Here is a 17,578-nt window from a genome sequence, read left to right as displayed (position 1 = left end):
ATTTTATGAATCTAATAACTTTAGAAATTCCTGACCAATTAATGACTCAATTACAACAACAAAAAGATTCAGTGCAAACTGTTTTGCTTAAAGCCTTAGAAGAATATTTAGCCAAACAACAATCAAATATTACTAAAACCCAAACTTGGGAACTTTGTGGCAGCTTAGAAATACCATTACCTGAATCTCAATTTATCAATCATCAAAGTTCAGAATTATCGACTAACTATGCTGAACACATTGATGAGATTTTATATTAAAGTGGCTTAAGTTAAAAACATGAATCAAGAAATAATTGTTAATACATCAGCCTTAATTACTTTTTCTGGATTTTCAATTAGAAATCAGTAACCAAAAATAATGCCATGATTACCCTAAATATAGATGACATTCAGCACAATTTATCAGAATTTATCAAACTGATTCAAGAAGGTAACAGCTTAATTATTACTCAAGCTGATCAACCTATTGCTGAAATCAAACCCATACTAACAAAACCACCTCAAAAAGAACGCCGTTCTATTGGTTTATGTGAGGGTGAATTTGTTGTACCTGATGATTTTAATGATCCCCTCCCTGAAGAAATTATTAACTTATTTACCAATCCATGAAAATTATCTTAGATACTCATATTTTTCTGTGGTTTATCACTAATAATCAATGAGGGTGGCTACATCGCCTTTTTTGAGGTGATGTTCGGGAAAATCGCAATTTAAGGAAACACGCTGGTAGAGGTCAAACATTTGTTGATTTCTCCTTTTTAGGTAGAGCGATCGCACACACTCAAGAAACCGGGTTTCTCATTAAGATTAATAGTATTCCATCAATATCTCTTCAGAAACCCGGTTTCTAGGGGCCTTAGTTTTTAAGTCTCTCACCCCCTTCAAAAAACGTTAAAATTAGCCAGAAACCTACTATCTAAGGGCATCCGGTTAATCTCAGTTCCCTGAAAATCACATGGGTTGACTCAAATCGAGAGGATTGATAAGGTCAGGAACTATAATGAAAAACTGAACTTAGGTTTCTAAAACATAAGGGTTAGTCAAAATCAACCTCAATCGGTGAGGTCGAATGAGATTGAAGATCAGAAACCTCAGTTTAACTTTAAAACTCCCTCTGTTGCTTGTGAAATCGTGACTAGAAGGTTGTTCACTGTTCATGACTCAGGGTTGACGGCGAGGGTTTACACACTCCCTACCCAGGGTCATCACCGTGTTACGATGGCGACAGAGAGAGAATCGTGGAAGAAGAAGGAAGATAAAATACATGGAAGAGATCATTAAGTCAATATCCTTCGATGGACGGGATATTAGACTCAAAATAGGTTTACTTGCGCCACAGGCAGGTGGAGCCGTTTTAATCGAGTCTGGAGATACATCAGTTCTAGTGACTGCGACTCGCGCTGAAGGCAGACCTGGAATCGATTTTCTGCCCTTGTTAGTGGACTATGAAGAACGACTGTATGCAGGGGGAAGAATTCCAGGGGGATTCTTACGTCGGGAAGGTCGTCCGCCGGATCGGGTCACTTTGACGAGTCGTTTAATTGACCGTCCCTTACGTCCTCTGATTCCCCATTGGGTCAGGGATGATATTCAGGTTGTCGCCACAACATTGTCTATGGATGAACAGGTGCCCCCGGATGTGTTAGCGGTGACGGGTGCTTCTGTAGCTGTTATTTTAGCTAAAATTCCCTTTTTTGGGCCGATGGCTGCGGTACGGGTGGGATTAGTTGGAGATGATTTTATTATTAATCCGACCTACCGAGAAGTGAAGAATGGGGATTTGGATTTAGTTGTGGCGGGTTCCCCGGATGGCGTAGTGATGGTAGAAGCGGGTGCGAACCAACTGCCAGAACAGGATATCATCGAAGCGATTGATTTTGGTTATGAAGCGGTTTGTGATTTAATCAAAGCCCAAGAAGAATTGATGCGAGACTTGGGGATTGAAATCAAACCCGGAGAACCCCCGGAAGGAAATACGGGTTTAATCCAGTTTATTCGCGATCGCGTGACTCTCCCGGTTAAACAAGTTCTCCAACAATATGACTTGGATAAAACGGCACGGGATGCCCACTTGGATGAAATTAAGGAACAACAAATAGTTACCCCCATTGAGGCGTTACCCGAAGATGATCCAATGCGGGTGGCGACGACGGAGGATTCTAAATTGGTGAGTCAGATTTTCAAGGACATCACCAAGGAATTGATGCGTCAGCAAATTGTCCAAGATAGCGTCCGAGTCGATGGTCGTAACTTAGATCAAGTGCGTCCGGTATCTTGTAAAGTCAGTTGTTTACCGAAACGGGTACATGGCAGTGCCTTGTTTAATCGCGGTTTAACTCAGGTATTGTCCATTGCGACTTTAGGAACGCCGGGAGATGCTCAGGATTTAGATGATTTGCATCCCCAAGAGGAAAAACGCTATATGCACCACTACAACTTTCCCCCTTATTCCGTTGGGGAAACCAAACCCATGCGGGCACCGGGACGGCGAGAAATTGGTCATGGCGCTTTAGCAGAACGGGCTTTAGTTCCTGTGTTACCGTCTAAGGATCAGTTTCCCTATGTAATTCGGGTCGTATCAGAAGTATTATCGTCTAACGGTTCAACTTCAATGGGTTCGGTCTGTGGATCAACATTAGCGTTAATGGATGCTGGGGTTCCCATTTCCAAACCCGTGAGTGGGGCGGCGATGGGGTTAATTAAAGAAGGAGAAGAGGTTCGGATTCTCACCGATATCCAAGGAATTGAGGACTTTTTGGGAGATATGGACTTCAAAGTGGCGGGGACGGATAGTGGAGTCACTGCCCTACAAATGGATATGAAGATCACCGGGCTACCGATGAAAACCGTGGCGGATGCTATTTATCAAGCCAAACCCGCCCGACTGCATATCCTGGAAAAAATGTTAGAGGTGATTGGCAAACCGCGTTCTGATTTATCTCCCTTCGCGCCTCGGTTATTAACGCTGAAAATTGATCCTGATTTGATTGGTTTAGTCATTGGCCCTGGTGGGAAAACCATTAAGGGGATTACCGAAGAAACCGGAGTCAAGATTGATATTGATGATGATGGTACGGTGACAATTGCTTCAACGGATAGTGAGAATGCTGCCCGTGCTTATCAAATTATTCAAGGCATGACCCGCAAGTTGAATGCTGGGGATGTCTATGTAGGCCGGATTACTCGAATTATCCCCATTGGGGCCTTTGTAGAATTACTTCCCGGTAAAGAAGGAATGATTCATATTTCCCAATTAGCAGATTACCGGGTTCCTCGGGTTGAGGATGAGGTTTCTGTCGGGGATGAGGTGATTGTCAAAGTTCGGGAGATTGACAGCAAAGGTCGGATTAATCTGACTCGTCTGAATATTCATCCTGATGAAGCTGCCGCTGCCCGTGCGGCTGCCGTCAAATAGTCAGTAATATCAGTTATCAGTTATCAGTGTAGAGACGCGCCATGGCGCGTCTGTACCAGTTATCAGTCAACTCTTGCACTGAGAACTGATAACTGTTGACTGATAACTGATTAAATCAGTTGATATTCAAATGCCCCAATGTCAATGATGTTGTTAACAATCCGGGTAAAGTTAGGCCCTCGTTGGTCAAATAGTCCGGGGTTTGTATAGGGGATAGCAAAGCTATTATTTCCGGCATTAATCGCCAAGCTAGTGCTGGCTAAAGCTAGAGTCGGTGTGGTTCCCCCATTATTTTGTAAAGGACTCAGTAACGGATCAATAGGAGTGGTGCTGCTACCGACAATATCGTTATCAACCCCATTGATTAAACCTTCCCCTCCAGTTCCGTCTCCAATTAAGTTGTTACCCCCACTATTGAAAGCAAATTCAATAGAGGCCCCCACATCAGGATTAAAAGGAGCCGTGTTACTGGCAATGATCGTGTTTTTCAGATTGCTGACCCCTCCAATATTTCGGACACCGCCACTATTTCCGGTGGCTTGGTTGAAACCTATAGTGCTATTTGTAATCGTCAACTCCGCCACAGAATTAAACACTCCACCCCCGATATTAGCGATATTATTAGCAATGGTGCTATTAATAATTTGGACTTGACCATCAATAACAATAACGCCGCCTCCATTGCTGCCTTGATTATTACTAATAGTGCTATTTTGAATCGTCAGTTTACCCGAATTCGCGATCGCTCCTCCGTTATTCGCTTGGTTTCCATCTAGCCAACTATCGATGACCTGAACATTACTGGTGGATGAGGTAATATTAATCGCACCGCCTCGGCTGCCTGTAGTGGTACTGGAGCTACTGGGTATAGTTCCCTCCGGGAAGCCATTGGTGAGTTTCAATCCCTCAATCGTGATATTGCCTCCATTCACGTTAAAAATGTTATAGTCCCCTCCAGTATCCCGACGAATGCTGAGTTGATCCGCTCCGGGGCCGTCGAAGATAATATCACTGTTGAGGGCGGGCAAAGCACCCGTGAGGTTAATCACCCCAGAGGAAGCTTGATCAGCAAAGGTAATCGTATCTTCTCCGGTGAGAGACTCAGCATTCAGAATCGCTTGACGTAAGGAACCTTCTACTAAAGCATAATCTTCTGGGGTTTGACTTTTTTGTCCATCACCGAGTTGGGTAACAGCCGTATCATTGGCTTGAATCGTAACCGTTGCGGTGTTTTCTTTGGGACTAATCTTGTAATCCCCTTCTGCCAAAGCCAAGGTCAAAGACTCATCAGCCTCTGCGGGAATATCATCAATCGGAGTTAGAATAATATCAAGGCTGGCTTGGTCATTGGGAAGGGTAACAACAGCAGTAGAATCATTATTAATTGTAATAGCTTGCCCCGTTGAAGTTGTCAGAGTGTAGTCGTTGGCAGAGATTTTATCGGGTGTCAGGGCAAGATTAACTGTTAAATTTCCATAGGTATCAGGTGCACGACTAATCCGATAAACTCCGTTCTTGGGCTGTTCGTTTTCAACCTTCGTCGTCGTCGGTTCGGTGGCAATCGCTTCTACAGTGGTGAGACTCAGGGTAGCCTTATCATCATCATCAATCGTAACAACCGTAGTCGGGTTATCGTTTCCTACTTGCCCATTATTGGTAAAGTTATCAAAGGATAGTTTGAAGGTTCGGTCAGGCTGAACTCGTACATTGCCAATAATTTCAATCGGAACGGTTTGCTTATCTTGATTAGGAGCAAAAGTCAGTCGTATTGGCCCTGGTTTGAAATCTGTATCGGAGATCGCAGTAACACTGGTTAAGACCACATCCACACTGGACTGTTGACTAATATCCCCTGAACGAGCCACTTCAACCTGATTAAACTGACTGGAAGCATCCCCTTCTTCAACTTCATAGTTATTTTGTACGAAATTATAAGTAGGTGGGGAATCATCATCTGTAATCGTGAGAATAGCGTCCGGTACAGTTGTTCCCGCTTGACCCTCGTTATCAAAATTGGAAAATGACAGAGCGATCGCCTCGGTCGATTCCGATACCTCATCTCCTTTAATCGTAATTTGTAGAGTTTTGCTCGTTTCTCCCGGTAAGAATTGTAGGGGGATTTCAGAAGGAGAATAATCTTCTTCTGGGGTAGCTCCGTTGGGGGAACCTGTGTTTAAATTAACCGTTACCGATGAAGCTATATCAACTTTTCCTGAACGAATCACAGTGACTTCACTGTAAGTAATATCAGCATTATTTTCCCGCACCTCATAAACATTAGTTGTGAAATCATAGGTGGGAACATTATCATCATCAATCACCAGTAAATCCGCAGTGGGATGGAGATTTCCCACTAAACTGCCTGGGGGAGCACTCAGGGATAGATTAATAGTTTTGTTTTGATCAGATCCCAAATCCCCTGTAATCGTAATAGGAACCGTTTGAGTGATTTCTCCGGCTTTAAAATTAACCGTGACTGGCCCTGGAGCAAAATCTACATTAGGGACAGCATTAACTCCCGTCAGGTTAACATTAACAGAAGAATCTACATTAATATCCCCAGAACGGTTAACCTCAACAACCTGAGTCACATTCGTTGAATTACCTTCCAGGGTTTGGAAGAACTTACTGGCAAAATCATAAGTAGTAGGGCCATCATCATCATTAATATTAAGTTCGGCTTGGGGGTTGATGGTTCCAGGTTGTCCACTGGGTTGAAAGTTATCTGGATCAAATGATAAGACTATGACTTCGGAGGGTTCAATGGTATTATCTCCAATAACAGGGATTTCAAAGGTTTTTTGAGTCTCACCTTCAGCAAAAACTAAGGAGATTTCCGTCGGTTCCACATCAACGCCCGGTGTTCCGCCGTTTTGTAAAGCCGGAGTCAGGAGAATTTTGACACTAGACACCAAATCAGTATCAAAGCTGCGGTTAATCGTAATACTAGCCTTCTGAGGAATGTCTGGATCGCCTTCAAAGACCGAATATTCAGCCTGACTAAAGTTATAAACCGGGGGTTTGGGTGGAGGATCTTCGCTAGTGATAGTTCCTAGAGCCGTAGATTCTTGGGGATTAGCCGTGTACAGAAAGCCGGATTCTACTAAAGTTAGATCAACAGTTTTTCCAACTTCTTCAAATTTGTCATCATTAATAGGAACAATTGTAACCGTTGCAGTGGTGATATTGGCTGGGAAGGAAACACTGCCTTGGGAAGGAGTGAAAGTTCCGTCATTAGTTGTGTAATTTTCTCCGAGTTTTGCCGTACCTCCAACATTAAAATTAACAGTAATGGGTAAATTGAGGGAACCACCCTGACGGGTAAAAGTATACACCAAGGGTACGCCAGAATCTTCTGCAACTGTATCAGGAGACAGAGATAAACTAATGGTGGAGGGGGAGGGTGGCAGGGGAATGAAGAGGGATGATGTCGTTGGGAGAGGGGAAGAAGATGAACTAACATCATTATCCTGGAGGGTGACGGCTATTTCTTCAGATTCTCCAAGGGTTGCGCCCCCTTTCGGGTTAGATAGGGTTAACTGAAAGCTTTCATTCGGTTCGGGTTGCTGATCATCAACAATATTGATCGGAACCGAGACAACTTTGAAGGTTTCATAGGGTTGAAAGACGACTTCAATGGCTTCTAAACTGACATCGCTGGATGTAGCCGTATCGGTTTTTAACCCTAGGGTGGCACTCACCGTATTTAAAGGAGAGCCTGCTCGTTGAACATTGACTAACAAGGCTGAGGTTTCACCTTCTTGAACTTGCAAGGGAGTGGTATTAGTAAACTCAATAATTGGCGTACTGCTTTCAATCGATTGAGTAAAGTTAGCTTGATTATTGAGAACTGTCGCTTCGATTTCTTGAACTAAAATAAGTTGTTGATTACTTAGTTTATCTTCAATAACGGTATCGTTTCCAACTTGTACAAACCGTAAATCGCTAAATTTTAAGTTATTGGTTAATCCAATTAAATCAACTCCAATCCGAAAATCAGTCACAATATCAAGTTGACCGTCGAGCAGTTCTCGACCAATTACAAATACATCGGAACCGCCTCCGCCAGTAAGTTCATTGACTCCGGTTCCACTATAAAGTAGGTCGTTTCCTCTATCTCCAAATAAAAGATCATTGCCACCACTATCAAATAGTGTATCACTGCCTTGTCCACCAAATAGCAGATCCGCACCTTCACCGCCATTGAGTTGATCGTCCCCAGCATTACCATAAATCAGGTCATCTCCTGAGTCTCCTTCTAGGGTATCGTTGCCAATATCCCCAAATAGAAGATCATTGCCGATACCCCCAGAAAGCAAATCTTGATCTTGGCCTCCGTTGAGGATATCGTTTTCGGCTAATCCTTCTAAGGTGTCGTTTCCAACAAATCCTAGAATTTCATCGGGTTCGGGTGTCCCGGTTAATAAATCGTTGCTGACTGTGCCAATAAGCTGTGTCATATTCAGAAGCCCAATTTATGTTGGTGGTTGATTTTAAGTAAGAAATGGGTTAAACCGTATATTTTTCTGTATCGTAAAATACAAAATATCTTAGTAACCCTATTCGGGTGTATCCTATCCCTGGATCGGTTAGTCCTGTGCTAAATGTTTAGCTTAAGTAGACGGTCAAAATATTAAAGGAAAAATTTAATTAAGCTATACGTCTTTTCCAAACTGAGAACGGGTTTTTAGAGTTTTCATTTTTTTAGGTCCACTGACTGGCATAGAAATACTCCTAATATTAGATAGTCTACCCATGAGTTTTGCTCCCGTTAACAAAGTTCAACGCTGAAATTACTGAGGGTTAGATTTTGGGGTGTATGTTATCTTCCGGGATTTGTAACGAACTGTAAAGATCACCCCCTAAAGGATTAAACTTCGTTACAAGATGATTCAGTCGCACAAAAGCTGTGATACCTTACCAATGACGACGAAACACTGTTCTAATGAAGGGAGAAAAACCTGTGAAGTTAGAGATGGGATACTCAACAACTTCTAATCATCAAGGCGTTAGTGCCTATGTAGCAGATCTGCAACTGCACATGACGTTACAAGCTCGTAACTTAGTTCCCAACCTGACTCAAGCGCGTGATTCTCGCGAGCAAATGCTCCAGCAAACTCAGGCAGACCTAGAAAAATTCATTTCTCGGCAAACTCTCTAGTCCAGTTTGGTTATCCACCGGGAAAACCAACGGGAGATAGGGGACAAGGCCTAATATGGGGTGTGGGGCGAAGAAAAAAAGGGATCTTTCTCCTCAATCCCCAATTCAGATCAATTGCGGGATTTCAATCACATCATCAATCGAGAGAACCTCAGATGTGAGGTTGTTTCGGATGGCGATTAAATCGCAATAGTCAAAATCCTCTCGTCCTAATGTGTTGAGGGTAACTTTTTGTAGGGTATCTCCGAGTTTAACGGGGTAGGAAACCCAGGTATAAGATTTTCCGTCTAAGGGAAATTCTGATGATTTTTTTAACCAGTTTTGATAGTTATGATCTCGATTTTTAGTGAGGCGAGACTCAGTTTGTTTGAGGGCAAATTGCCAAACTTTGTAACCTTCTAAGCTGAGGTGTAAGCCATCGCTGGTTAACTCAGGGCGAATATTTCCGTGATTATCGGTGAATCGTTGATGAAAATCTAAATAAATGATCCCTCGATTTTTAATCTGTTGAGCAAGATTTTGGTTGAGTTCTCGAATTAAAGAATTAGGAATCGAAAATGTTAGGGTTTCTGTGGGTAATTTTGTTGGAAAAATAGATTGAACTAAAATTTGCGTCTCAGGATATTTTTGTTTTAGATAATCTAAAATTTTTTGATAATTTCCTAATATTTCTTTCACAGAAACCTTATTCTTTAAATCATTAATTCCCGCTAAAATATAAATTGCATCGGGATGAATTTGATCAAAAATATCTAAACGTTGCAAAATTCCCCTTGTTGTATCCCCTGAAATTCCTTGATTTAACCATAATCTTCCTGATGGTAATAAAGAATTAGGAAACCACATACTCAAGGAATCTCCCAATAAAATATTAAGGCGAGATAAACCTATATTTTCAGAAGTTTCCGTTTTAATTAAATTGACTTCCTGCTTTAATATATTCAGCCAATCTTGATAAGTGGGTTGATAAACCTCTCCTGATAAACGAGTATAAATTTGGCTTGTATGCAAAGCAAAAAGCCGTTGTTGGTACATTTCAAGTCCTGATTTTGGGATCATAAGCGATTACTTTATTCTCTGGTTTTCAAATAATAAAAGCGAGGAATAAAATAATCCCTCGCACTTAAACCAATTTGAAAGAGACTTCTTGAGAACGTTACTGGATCAGTTTTGATTGATGCAGACAGTTCATAAAATCTCTAAACCGATTTAGTAAGTTTCAACGTGCCAACGCTCTGCTTTCTTGAGTTGTTTTTGATAATCATTCCAGTTGACATCAAATTTACCCGCAGCCGCAGACATTCCTTCATCAATACCGCCTTCCATACCTTTAAGACCACAAATATAGGTATGGGTATTTTCTTTCTGAACTAACTGCCACAATTCATCGGCGTTTTCTTTAATCCGATCTTGAATGTACATTCTGCCACCTTGGGGATTTTGTTGTTCACGACTAATGGCATAAGTTAAGCGGAAGTTATCGGGAAATTCCCGTTGTAATTGTTCCAAATCTTCTTTATACAGAATATTGGCAGTGTAGGGAATTCCAAAGAATAACCAAGCTAACCCTCGGAATTTATAATCTTGATGTTGTTCTTTGAACATCCGCCACAGGAAAGCCCGGAAAGGTGCAATTCCTGTACCCGTTGCCATCATAACCACAGTGGCTTCTTCGTCATCGGGTAATAACATTTCCTTACCCACTGGCCCAGTAATGGCAACATCAGCCCCCACTTCTAAATTGCACAGATAAGTCGAACAAACCCCATAGACGGTTTCCCCGGTTTCAGGATGTTTATATTCCAGTTGACGAACACACAAGGAAATGGTTTTATCATCCAGTTTGTCACCATGACGAGTGGAGGCAATTGAATACAGCCTTAACTTGTGGGGTTTACCTTTGTTATCGTTTCCAGGAGGAATAATCCCAATACTTTGACCTTCGAGATAACGTAAATCTCCGCCGGAGATGTCAAAGGTGAGGTGACGGACTGTACCTAAACCCCCTTCACCCACCAGTTCATAGTTCTCGATACATTGCCCCATATAGGGCTTGTTCGGACGGTAGATATTAATAGGAATATCTGTTTTAGCCTTGGCGTGAGTCATGGGCTTAGTTTTTTCTTGAGAGGGTTGGCTCTGTTGTCCATTTCCGGGAACCACGGTCGTTGCAGCATGAGGTTCACCTGCGGGGCGAATACTGACAATTTTTCCTCCCATCCGGGAAATGCGACGCATTTCTTGATTCATGCGCTCATAGGGCACAGTGATGTAAACTGCACCACTGCGACGAATTGGAAAGTTGAGTTTGTCTGTATTCTCCCCTTGTCGCATTCCCTCGACTTCAAAGATAAAGACGCGGCTATTGGCTCCTGTCTTTGTTGCAACACCAGTTCCACTCTTGAGATACATTCGTTTCTTCTCCCTTAGAATACCGAAGCTCTTAACTAACAAAATGTGACTAATACATCACTTCAGGTTTTTTTTAACGTGCAATTGACAAAAATAGTCAAACATCCCTATCCCCTCTCACGCTGGGCCAGGGGTCGTTGCTGTTACCAATTTGCACTTTGCACTATTTTACAGCGTAGTGTTCATCGGCTAATCCCAATTGGGAAGAGCTTGACAGAAGGGGAACTCAGAACTGAGGGGAAAATTGTATGAGACAATAAAGTTCACCCTTAAAAGTTGAGTGCAAAACCTATAGCTTAAAACTTCTTTTGAGGATTGTATGATGGGAATTCTACCTTGGATTTTATTAGTAGCACTGGGACTAACGGCTGGAACCGCAGCAGGATTATTGGGAATTGGGGGAGGGATGTTGGTTGTTCCAGGGTTATTTTATATTTTTAATTTAATGGAGTTTCCCCATGATTTGGTGATGCACGTTGCGATCGCCACTTCCATGAGTGTTATGGTTTGTACAGCAACTTCTTCTATTTTAGCCCATCATTCTAAAGGAGATGTGCAATGGGGAGTGTTTTGGAAAATTCTTCCGGGGATTTTATTCGGTGTTTTATTAGGATCAATACTCGATAATACCTTATCAACAGATTGGCTAAAAATAATTTTTGGTTTATTTTTATTTGTGATTTCTCTTAAACTTTTGTTAGATTTTAAACCTCAACCCCAATCAAAAACTTTACCCGGATTAGCAATTATCAATGCAGTCGGGCTAGGAATCGGGTTCAAATCAGGGCTTTTAGGAGTTGGAGGCGGTGCAATTAGTGTTCCCTTTTTAATTTATTGTGGATTACCGATGTATGAAGTAGTAGGTACATCTTCATCTTTTAGTTTACCCATTTCTATTTTAGGAACCTTAGCCTTTTTATTATCTCCTCATAGGGCTTCTTTTCTCCCTGGATTTACAGGATATATTTATTGGCCTGCTTTATTATTAATTGCTCCGTTTACTATTTTAGGAGCGTTTTGGGGAACAACGCTGTCCCATATTATTTCAGGGGAAAAACTACGAACAGCGTTTGCTTTATTTCTTTTATTGATTAGTTTAAATATGTTATTGTTTTAAATAATAGTAGGGTGCGTAAGCTCCGCGCACGCAACTAAAACCCGAATTTTCAAAATTAAGCTATTCCCTATTTCCGGCTATAAAAATTAATTTATTTATGATTAATTTTAAAATCTATAATCTTGATCAAAAATCTCAATAGTCTAATTTTACAATAATTTGATTAAGAAAGTTATTAGATAAAATAATGGTGCGTGCGCGGAGCTTACGCACCCTACGAATTGTATTTTATTCATTTATAAATTCCGCTTCACAGATAGTGGACTCCCGTTGTTCTAGGTCTTCCGTATCCCATAAACCGTTGAGAAAGGTTGTATAAAAATATTCTCCACCCTGTTGAACGTCAATTTTAGGAGCATTTTTAGAATAGGGAGCGTGATCGGAAATTCCCCGTTGAGCTTGATAATGAATATAGGTATCTGAGTTCACACACATGACATGATAAAAATCTTTATTTGCACCGGATTCATCCCCCAATTTATAACGAGCTAATCCTCGGTTTAAATAAGCTTTAATAAAATTAGGATCAATATTGAGAACTTGATCAAAATCAGCAATTGCCGATTGATAGTCTTTTAAACTATGATAAACACAACCTCGGTTATAATAGGCATAAACATTATAAGGATCAATTTGTAAAGCTCGGTTATAATCTCGAATAGCTCGCTCATGATTTCCTAATTGATGATGACACAATCCTCGATTAATATAAGCTTTAATATAATTAAATTCTAATTCCGTTGCTTTATTAAAATCCTCCACTGCTTTTTCTTTATTTCCTAATAAATAAAAAGCTCGACCTCGATTATAATAGGTTTTATGATTGTCGGGGTTTAAACTAATCGCTTGATTATAATGATTAATAGCATCTTGATAACTACCTGATTGAGCGATCGCTAATCCCAAATTATTATAAACTGCATCACTTTTAGGATTAAAATTTAGAGCCACTTTAAAATCCTGAATCGCTTTTTCGTATTTTCCCAAATGTCTCCAAGCATTCCCCCGATTTAGATAAGCATCGGGTAATTTTGGTTCTATTTCTAAAGCTTTTGTTAAATCATTAACCGCTTGTTCATACTCTTTCAAATAATAATAAACTAAACCCCTATTATTATAAGCGTTGGCATAATTAGGGTTTAATTGAATCACTTGATCAAAATCTTTCAACGCACCCCGATAATTGCCTTGGCGTGCTTTTTTTAAGCCTTGTTCATAAAAACGCTTAATATTATTAAACATGAAACTTCCTCTTGGTTTATTAAGTTCTATTAATTCAACTCTATTAAAATCAACAAGCTCGACTCAGGATTAGGATTTAGATTTTGAGCTTGATGAACTCATCCGTTGATGATGGATAAGTCTAAACACAACTAGAGACTTCCTCGCCCTTTCAGGCATAGCCCTACGCACTTTCTATGATATCAAATTGAGAATTTAGGTGTGAGTCTCCTCGCCGAGATCCAACTCATGATTAGCAATCTTGACATTGGTTTTTAATTAGAGGGTAAATTGACCTTATTTAATTTATTCTCAATAAAAAACCCCCAAACCGGAAAAGTTTGGAGGAAAATTAAGATAAGGGATTCAGTTTCTGGGTTAAGCGACAACGAAATTCACTAATTTTCCAGGGACAACAATCACTTTTTTAATCGTTTTGTCTCCGATATGACGTTGACTGACTTCAGAATTTCGGGCATATTCTTCTAAGGTTTGATGATTGGCTGCTGCTGGGACTTGAAGCGTACCGCGTGTTTTACCATTAATTTGAATCACTAAGGTAATTTCATCAACCACTAACGCTTCAGGGTCATATTCCGGCCAGGTTTGAGTATGAATTGATCCGGTTTTACCAATCATTTGCCACAATTCTTCCGCAATATGAGGAGCAAACGGTGCTAATAATTTTAACAGCGTTTCAATTCCTTCCAAATAGATAGGAGACGCTTTACAATCAGCTTCAGATAACGCATTACTGAGTTTCATTAATTCTGAAACCGCCGTATTAAATTGATAGTCTCCGTCTAAATCCTCAGTGACTTCTTTAATCGCCGTATGAATCGCCCGTTTTAAGTCTTTTTCAACTTTAGTTAATTCCCGATTCTTAGGTTTAGAAGTTGAAACTTCAGCAAATTCAGTTACAATTCGCCATACCCGATTTAAAAAGCGAAATTGTCCTTCAACATCGGCATCATCCCATTCTAAATCCTTTTCAGGAGGAGCTTTAAATAAAATAAACATCCGGGCTGTATCAGCGCCATATTTCCCCATGACTTCCAACGGATCAACGCCATTATATTTCGATTTAGACATCTTCTCAAAGAAGACTTCTAACTTTTCTCCCGTTTCAGGATCTTGGGGATTACTAGGACTCACTTGTGAAGGTGCAAAATACTTTCCAGTATTCCGATTTTTATAGGTAATTCCCTGCACCATCCCTTGAGTTAATAACCGCTCAAACGGTTCTTTACACTGTAATAATCCGCGATCGCGCAATACTTTAGTAAAGAATCGAGAGTATAATAAATGTAAAATGGCGTGTTCAATGCCACCCACATATTGATCGACGCTCATCCAATCATTTGTAATCGCTGAATTGAAGACTTCTTGATCATTTCTAGCATCAGGATAACGCAAGAAATACCAAGAGGAATCAATAAAGGTATCCATCGTATCGGTTTCCCGTTTAGCATCAGTTCCACAGTTCGGACAAGTAACATTTACCCAGTCTTCTAATTGCGCTAAAGGTGATGGCCCCCGACCACTAAATTTGACATTTTCCGGCAATTTTACAGGTAAATCTTCATCAGGAACGGCCACCGCCCCACACTTGGGACAATGAATAATCGGAATCGGTGCACCCCAATATCGTTGACGAGAAATCAACCAATCTCTTAGGCGATATTGAATAATTCCTTTACCATATCCTTCATCTTCCGCATAGTTAATAATGGCTTGTTTAGCGTGTTCAGAATGTTCTCCACTAAAATTACAGGATTCGACTAAAATTCCCGTTCCGGTATAAGCCATTTTAACTTGATCATTCTCCTCATTATCATTATCCGCATCATCAGGAACAATCACCTGTTTGATGGGTAAATCATATTGAGTCGCAAATTGAAAATCACGGGTATCATGGGCGGGAACCCCCATGACTGCGCCTGTTCCATATTCATATAAAACATAATCCGCAATCCAAATCGGAATTTCTTCCTCATTAAACGGATTAATGGCTTTTCCCCCTGTAGGAACGCCCCGTTTGGGTTTATCTTCAGAAGTCCGATCCGTGTTACTTTGGTTTTTAACCTCTTGAATAAATGCTTCTACAGTTGCTTTTTGTTCAGGGGTTGTTACCTGAGAAACCAAGGGATGTTCTGGGGCTAATACCACATAGGAAACCCCATAAACCGTATCGGGACGAGTGGTAAAAACAGCAATGTTTTCATCTAATCCAATAATCGGAAATTCTAACTGTGCTCCAATGGATTGCCCAATCCAATTGGCTTGCATTAATTTAACTCGTTCCGGCCATCCGTTTAAATGTTCTAAATCGTTGAGTAATTCGTTAGCATAATCGGTAATTTTTAAGAACCATTGCCGCAATAATTTCTGTTCAACAATCGCTCCAGACCGCCAAGACCGTCCTTCATTATCAACTTGTTCATTAGCGAGAACGGTTTGATCAATTGGGTCCCAATTCACCGCCGCTTCTTTTTGATAAGCCAGTCCGCACTTATAAAATTGTAAGAAAATCCACTGTGTCCAACGGTAATATTCCGGCGAACAGGTGGTTACTTCTTTTTCCCAATCAATAGAGAACCCTAATTTTTGCAATTGTTCTCGCATTTGGGCAATATTTTGATACGTCCATTCCGCCGGAGGAACTCCTCGGTCAATGGCGGCGTTTTCGGCGGGTAGTCCAAAGGCGTCCCATCCCATCGGGTGCAGGACACGATAGCCTTGCATCCGTTTGAGTCGGGCGATCACGTCAGTAATAGTGTAGTTGCGAACGTGACCCATGTGCAGACTCCCCGACGGATAGGGGAACATGGAGAGTGCATAAAATTTGGGCTGATTTTTATCAGTTGGGGTTTTGTACAACCCCTGTTGTGCCCAGGTTTGTTGCCACTTTTGTTCGAGAGACGCAGGATTATATCGGGACTCCACAGCCATACTTCGTGCCGGATACGTTTTCTTGTTTTCTTTATCATTTTTACATATTGGTGTTGACTGTTGACTGTTTATTGGTGTGTGCGCTCCGCTTACGCACCCTACAGTTAGAGGTTTTTTCGTTTATGATGGGTCAAAGTAAATCCAGATCAAAGGATAAAAATTTAGGTAAAAATACCATGAGAACGTGGAACGATTCTTTAAAAATTGGGATTCCGTTGCTAGACTGTCAACATGAACAGTTATTAGATCAAATGGATCAGCTATTGGAAGCAATGGAAAGTCAGAAAGGAGAGCAGGAACTCCGAGCCATTATGGGATTTTTGAAAATGTATATTAATAATCACTTTAATTATGAAGAATCTTGCATGGCTCTCTATAAATGTCCAGTTGCTTGTAATAATAAAGATGCCCATGCTAAATTTTTGATTACCCTGCAAGATATTAATCATAAAATTGAGCTAAAACAGTCTTTAGAGTTGATTGTAACTCAAGTTAAGCAAGAATTATTAGATTGGTTTGTCAACCATATTAAAAGTATTGATACTCGGCTTCAGTCTTATGTCAAAAAATCCGAGTAGAGATGTTTCATGAAACAGCCCTGACATAGGAAGAACCAATATTATTACAATAAATTGCTGGAGATTGAAAACAATTATGGAGAAATTTGAAGAAATTTTAAGCTTCTGGTTTGGTCATCCCCATGACCCCGACTATGGTAAACCTAAACCTGCTTGGTTTATGACAAATCCTACTTTTGATCAAGAAATCAGGACTCGTTTTCTCCCAACCTATGAACTTGCTGCGACAAACCAACTTGATTTTTGGCAAAATTCACCGTTAAGTTGTTTAGCCTTAATTATTACCTTAGATCAATTTTCTCGCAATCTATTTCGAGGAACACCCCAAGCCTTTGCTACCGATGAAAAAGCATTAACCATCGCCAAGTATGCCCTTGATCAAAAATATGATCAACAGATAATTATGGTACAACGGGCTTTTATTTATCTTCCCCTTGAACATAGCGAAAATTTAGCCGATCAAACTCGTTGTGTCGAATTATTTGAAACCTTAAAAAATGATCCCAATACCGCATCCATGTTTGATTATGCGATCGCCCACTTTAATATTATTCAAAAATTCGGACGCTTCCCCCATCGTAACGTGATTTTAAGCCGTCCCAGCACTCCTAGTGAACTCGAATTCCTCACCCAACCCAACTCGTCATTTTAAGCTGATTAATCGTCAACCCTTAACTGTCAATACCCCATCACCCTCTTCCCTGCTACCATGACATTGAT

General features: G+C 40.7%; 13 protein-coding genes. 7 read left to right on the top strand and 6 right to left on the bottom strand.

Features of this window, described 5'->3' with window-relative positions; translation table 11 throughout:
• Positions 1 to 5: 5 nt before the first annotated feature.
• Both H6G57_RS02985 and H6G57_RS02980 read left to right on the top strand, forming a co-directional pair.
• On the top strand, positions 6 to 260 hold the full coding sequence (locus H6G57_RS02985; RefSeq protein ID WP_190515863.1) for a hypothetical protein: 255 nt from the start codon (positions 6 to 8) through the stop codon (positions 258 to 260).
• 105 nt (positions 261 to 365) lie between these two features.
• On the top strand, positions 366 to 611 hold the full coding sequence (locus H6G57_RS02980; protein WP_190515861.1) for a type II toxin-antitoxin system Phd/YefM family antitoxin: 246 nt from the start codon (positions 366 to 368) through the stop codon (positions 609 to 611).
• 39 nt (positions 612 to 650) lie between these two features.
• Here the strand turns inward: H6G57_RS02980 and H6G57_RS02975 are convergent, their stop codons facing one another.
• A complete protein-coding gene (locus H6G57_RS02975) occupies positions 651 to 743 on the bottom strand; it encodes a DUF4926 domain-containing protein (RefSeq protein ID WP_242048840.1) in 93 nt (30 codons plus the stop codon).
• Between the two features lie 523 nt (positions 744 to 1,266).
• Between H6G57_RS02975 and H6G57_RS02970 the strand changes: the two genes are divergently transcribed.
• Entirely contained in the window at positions 1,267 to 3,417 is a 2,151-nt protein-coding gene (locus tag H6G57_RS02970; RefSeq protein WP_190515859.1) for a polyribonucleotide nucleotidyltransferase, read from the top strand.
• Positions 3,418 to 3,527: 110 nt separating this feature from the next.
• On the opposite strand, the gene H6G57_RS02965 is transcribed toward H6G57_RS02970, so the two are convergent.
• A complete protein-coding gene (locus tag H6G57_RS02965; RefSeq protein WP_190515857.1) occupies positions 3,528 to 7,877 on the bottom strand; it encodes a Calx-beta domain-containing protein in 4,350 nt (1,449 codons plus the stop codon).
• Between the two features lie 515 nt (positions 7,878 to 8,392).
• Between H6G57_RS02965 and H6G57_RS02960 the strand changes: the two genes are divergently transcribed.
• On the top strand, positions 8,393 to 8,578 hold the full coding sequence (locus tag H6G57_RS02960) for a hypothetical protein (RefSeq protein WP_190515856.1): 186 nt from the start codon (positions 8,393 to 8,395) through the stop codon (positions 8,576 to 8,578).
• Between the two features lie 105 nt (positions 8,579 to 8,683).
• On the opposite strand, the gene H6G57_RS02955 is transcribed toward H6G57_RS02960, so the two are convergent.
• Together H6G57_RS02955 and petH are read right to left on the bottom strand one after the other, a co-directional pair.
• Positions 8,684 to 9,637 carry a GDSL-type esterase/lipase family protein gene (locus tag H6G57_RS02955; RefSeq protein WP_190515854.1) on the bottom strand — a complete coding sequence of 318 codons (954 nt, stop codon included), beginning with the start codon at positions 9,635 to 9,637 and terminating at the stop codon, positions 8,684 to 8,686.
• Between the two features lie 150 nt (positions 9,638 to 9,787).
• Entirely contained in the window at positions 9,788 to 10,990 is a 1,203-nt protein-coding gene (gene petH / locus H6G57_RS02950) for a ferredoxin--NADP reductase (RefSeq protein WP_190515853.1), read from the bottom strand.
• A gap of 322 nt (positions 10,991 to 11,312) precedes the next feature.
• On the opposite strand from petH, the gene H6G57_RS02945 reads away from it, so the two are divergent.
• Positions 11,313 to 12,107 carry a sulfite exporter TauE/SafE family protein gene (locus H6G57_RS02945; RefSeq protein ID WP_206756684.1) on the top strand — a complete coding sequence of 265 codons (795 nt, stop codon included), beginning with the start codon at positions 11,313 to 11,315 and terminating at the stop codon, positions 12,105 to 12,107.
• Positions 12,108 to 12,335: 228 nt separating this feature from the next.
• Here H6G57_RS02945 and H6G57_RS02940 read toward each other — a convergent pair whose 3' ends face one another.
• On the bottom strand, positions 12,336 to 13,349 hold the full coding sequence (locus H6G57_RS02940) for a tetratricopeptide repeat protein (RefSeq protein ID WP_190515850.1): 1,014 nt from the start codon (positions 13,347 to 13,349) through the stop codon (positions 12,336 to 12,338).
• A gap of 357 nt (positions 13,350 to 13,706) precedes the next feature.
• Positions 13,707 to 16,274, bottom strand: coding sequence for a leucine--tRNA ligase (leuS, locus tag H6G57_RS02935; protein ID WP_309235660.1), 2,568 nt, complete (start codon positions 16,272 to 16,274; stop codon positions 13,707 to 13,709).
• A 182-nt stretch (positions 16,275 to 16,456) separates the two neighbouring features.
• On the opposite strand from leuS, the gene H6G57_RS02930 reads away from it, so the two are divergent.
• Positions 16,457 to 16,858 (top strand): bacteriohemerythrin, encoded by a 402-nt coding sequence (locus H6G57_RS02930; protein WP_190515846.1) that lies wholly within the window; start codon positions 16,457 to 16,459, stop codon positions 16,856 to 16,858.
• Positions 16,859 to 16,934: 76 nt separating this feature from the next.
• On the top strand, positions 16,935 to 17,510 hold the full coding sequence (locus H6G57_RS02925) for a DUF924 family protein (protein WP_190515845.1): 576 nt from the start codon (positions 16,935 to 16,937) through the stop codon (positions 17,508 to 17,510).
• The last annotated feature ends 68 nt before the right edge of the window (positions 17,511 to 17,578 follow it).

The organism is Planktothrix sp. FACHB-1365 (assembly GCF_014697575.1).
GTDB lineage: Bacteria > Cyanobacteriota > Cyanobacteriia > Cyanobacteriales > Microcoleaceae > Planktothrix.
The sequence above is the reverse complement of the archived record's forward strand: the minus strand, read 5'-3'. Positions and strand labels throughout refer to the sequence as shown.

Excerpts from the sequence above, each read along its gene's own strand:
- H6G57_RS02945 (WP_206756684.1), top strand. The coding sequence starts at position 11,313 with ATGGGAATTCTACCTTGGATTTTATTAGTAGCACTGGGACTAACGGCT.
- H6G57_RS02975 (WP_242048840.1), bottom strand. The coding sequence starts at position 743 with ATGTTTGACCTCTACCAGCGTGTTTCCTTAAATTGCGATTTTCCCGAA.
- H6G57_RS02940 (WP_190515850.1), bottom strand. The coding sequence starts at position 13,349 with ATGTTTAATAATATTAAGCGTTTTTATGAACAAGGCTTAAAAAAAGCA.
- H6G57_RS02955 (WP_190515854.1), bottom strand. The coding sequence starts at position 9,637 with ATGATCCCAAAATCAGGACTTGAAATGTACCAACAACGGCTTTTTGCT.
- petH (WP_190515853.1), bottom strand. The coding sequence starts at position 10,990 with ATGTATCTCAAGAGTGGAACTGGTGTTGCAACAAAGACAGGAGCCAAT.
- H6G57_RS02985 (WP_190515863.1), top strand. The coding sequence starts at position 6 with ATGAATCTAATAACTTTAGAAATTCCTGACCAATTAATGACTCAATTA.
- H6G57_RS02970 (WP_190515859.1), top strand. The coding sequence starts at position 1,267 with ATGGAAGAGATCATTAAGTCAATATCCTTCGATGGACGGGATATTAGA.
- H6G57_RS02930 (WP_190515846.1), top strand. The coding sequence starts at position 16,457 with ATGAGAACGTGGAACGATTCTTTAAAAATTGGGATTCCGTTGCTAGAC.
- H6G57_RS02980 (WP_190515861.1), top strand. The coding sequence starts at position 366 with ATGATTACCCTAAATATAGATGACATTCAGCACAATTTATCAGAATTT.
- H6G57_RS02925 (WP_190515845.1), top strand. The coding sequence starts at position 16,935 with ATGGAGAAATTTGAAGAAATTTTAAGCTTCTGGTTTGGTCATCCCCAT.
- H6G57_RS02960 (WP_190515856.1), top strand. The coding sequence starts at position 8,393 with ATGGGATACTCAACAACTTCTAATCATCAAGGCGTTAGTGCCTATGTA.
- H6G57_RS02965 (WP_190515857.1), bottom strand. The coding sequence starts at position 7,877 with ATGACACAGCTTATTGGCACAGTCAGCAACGATTTATTAACCGGGACA.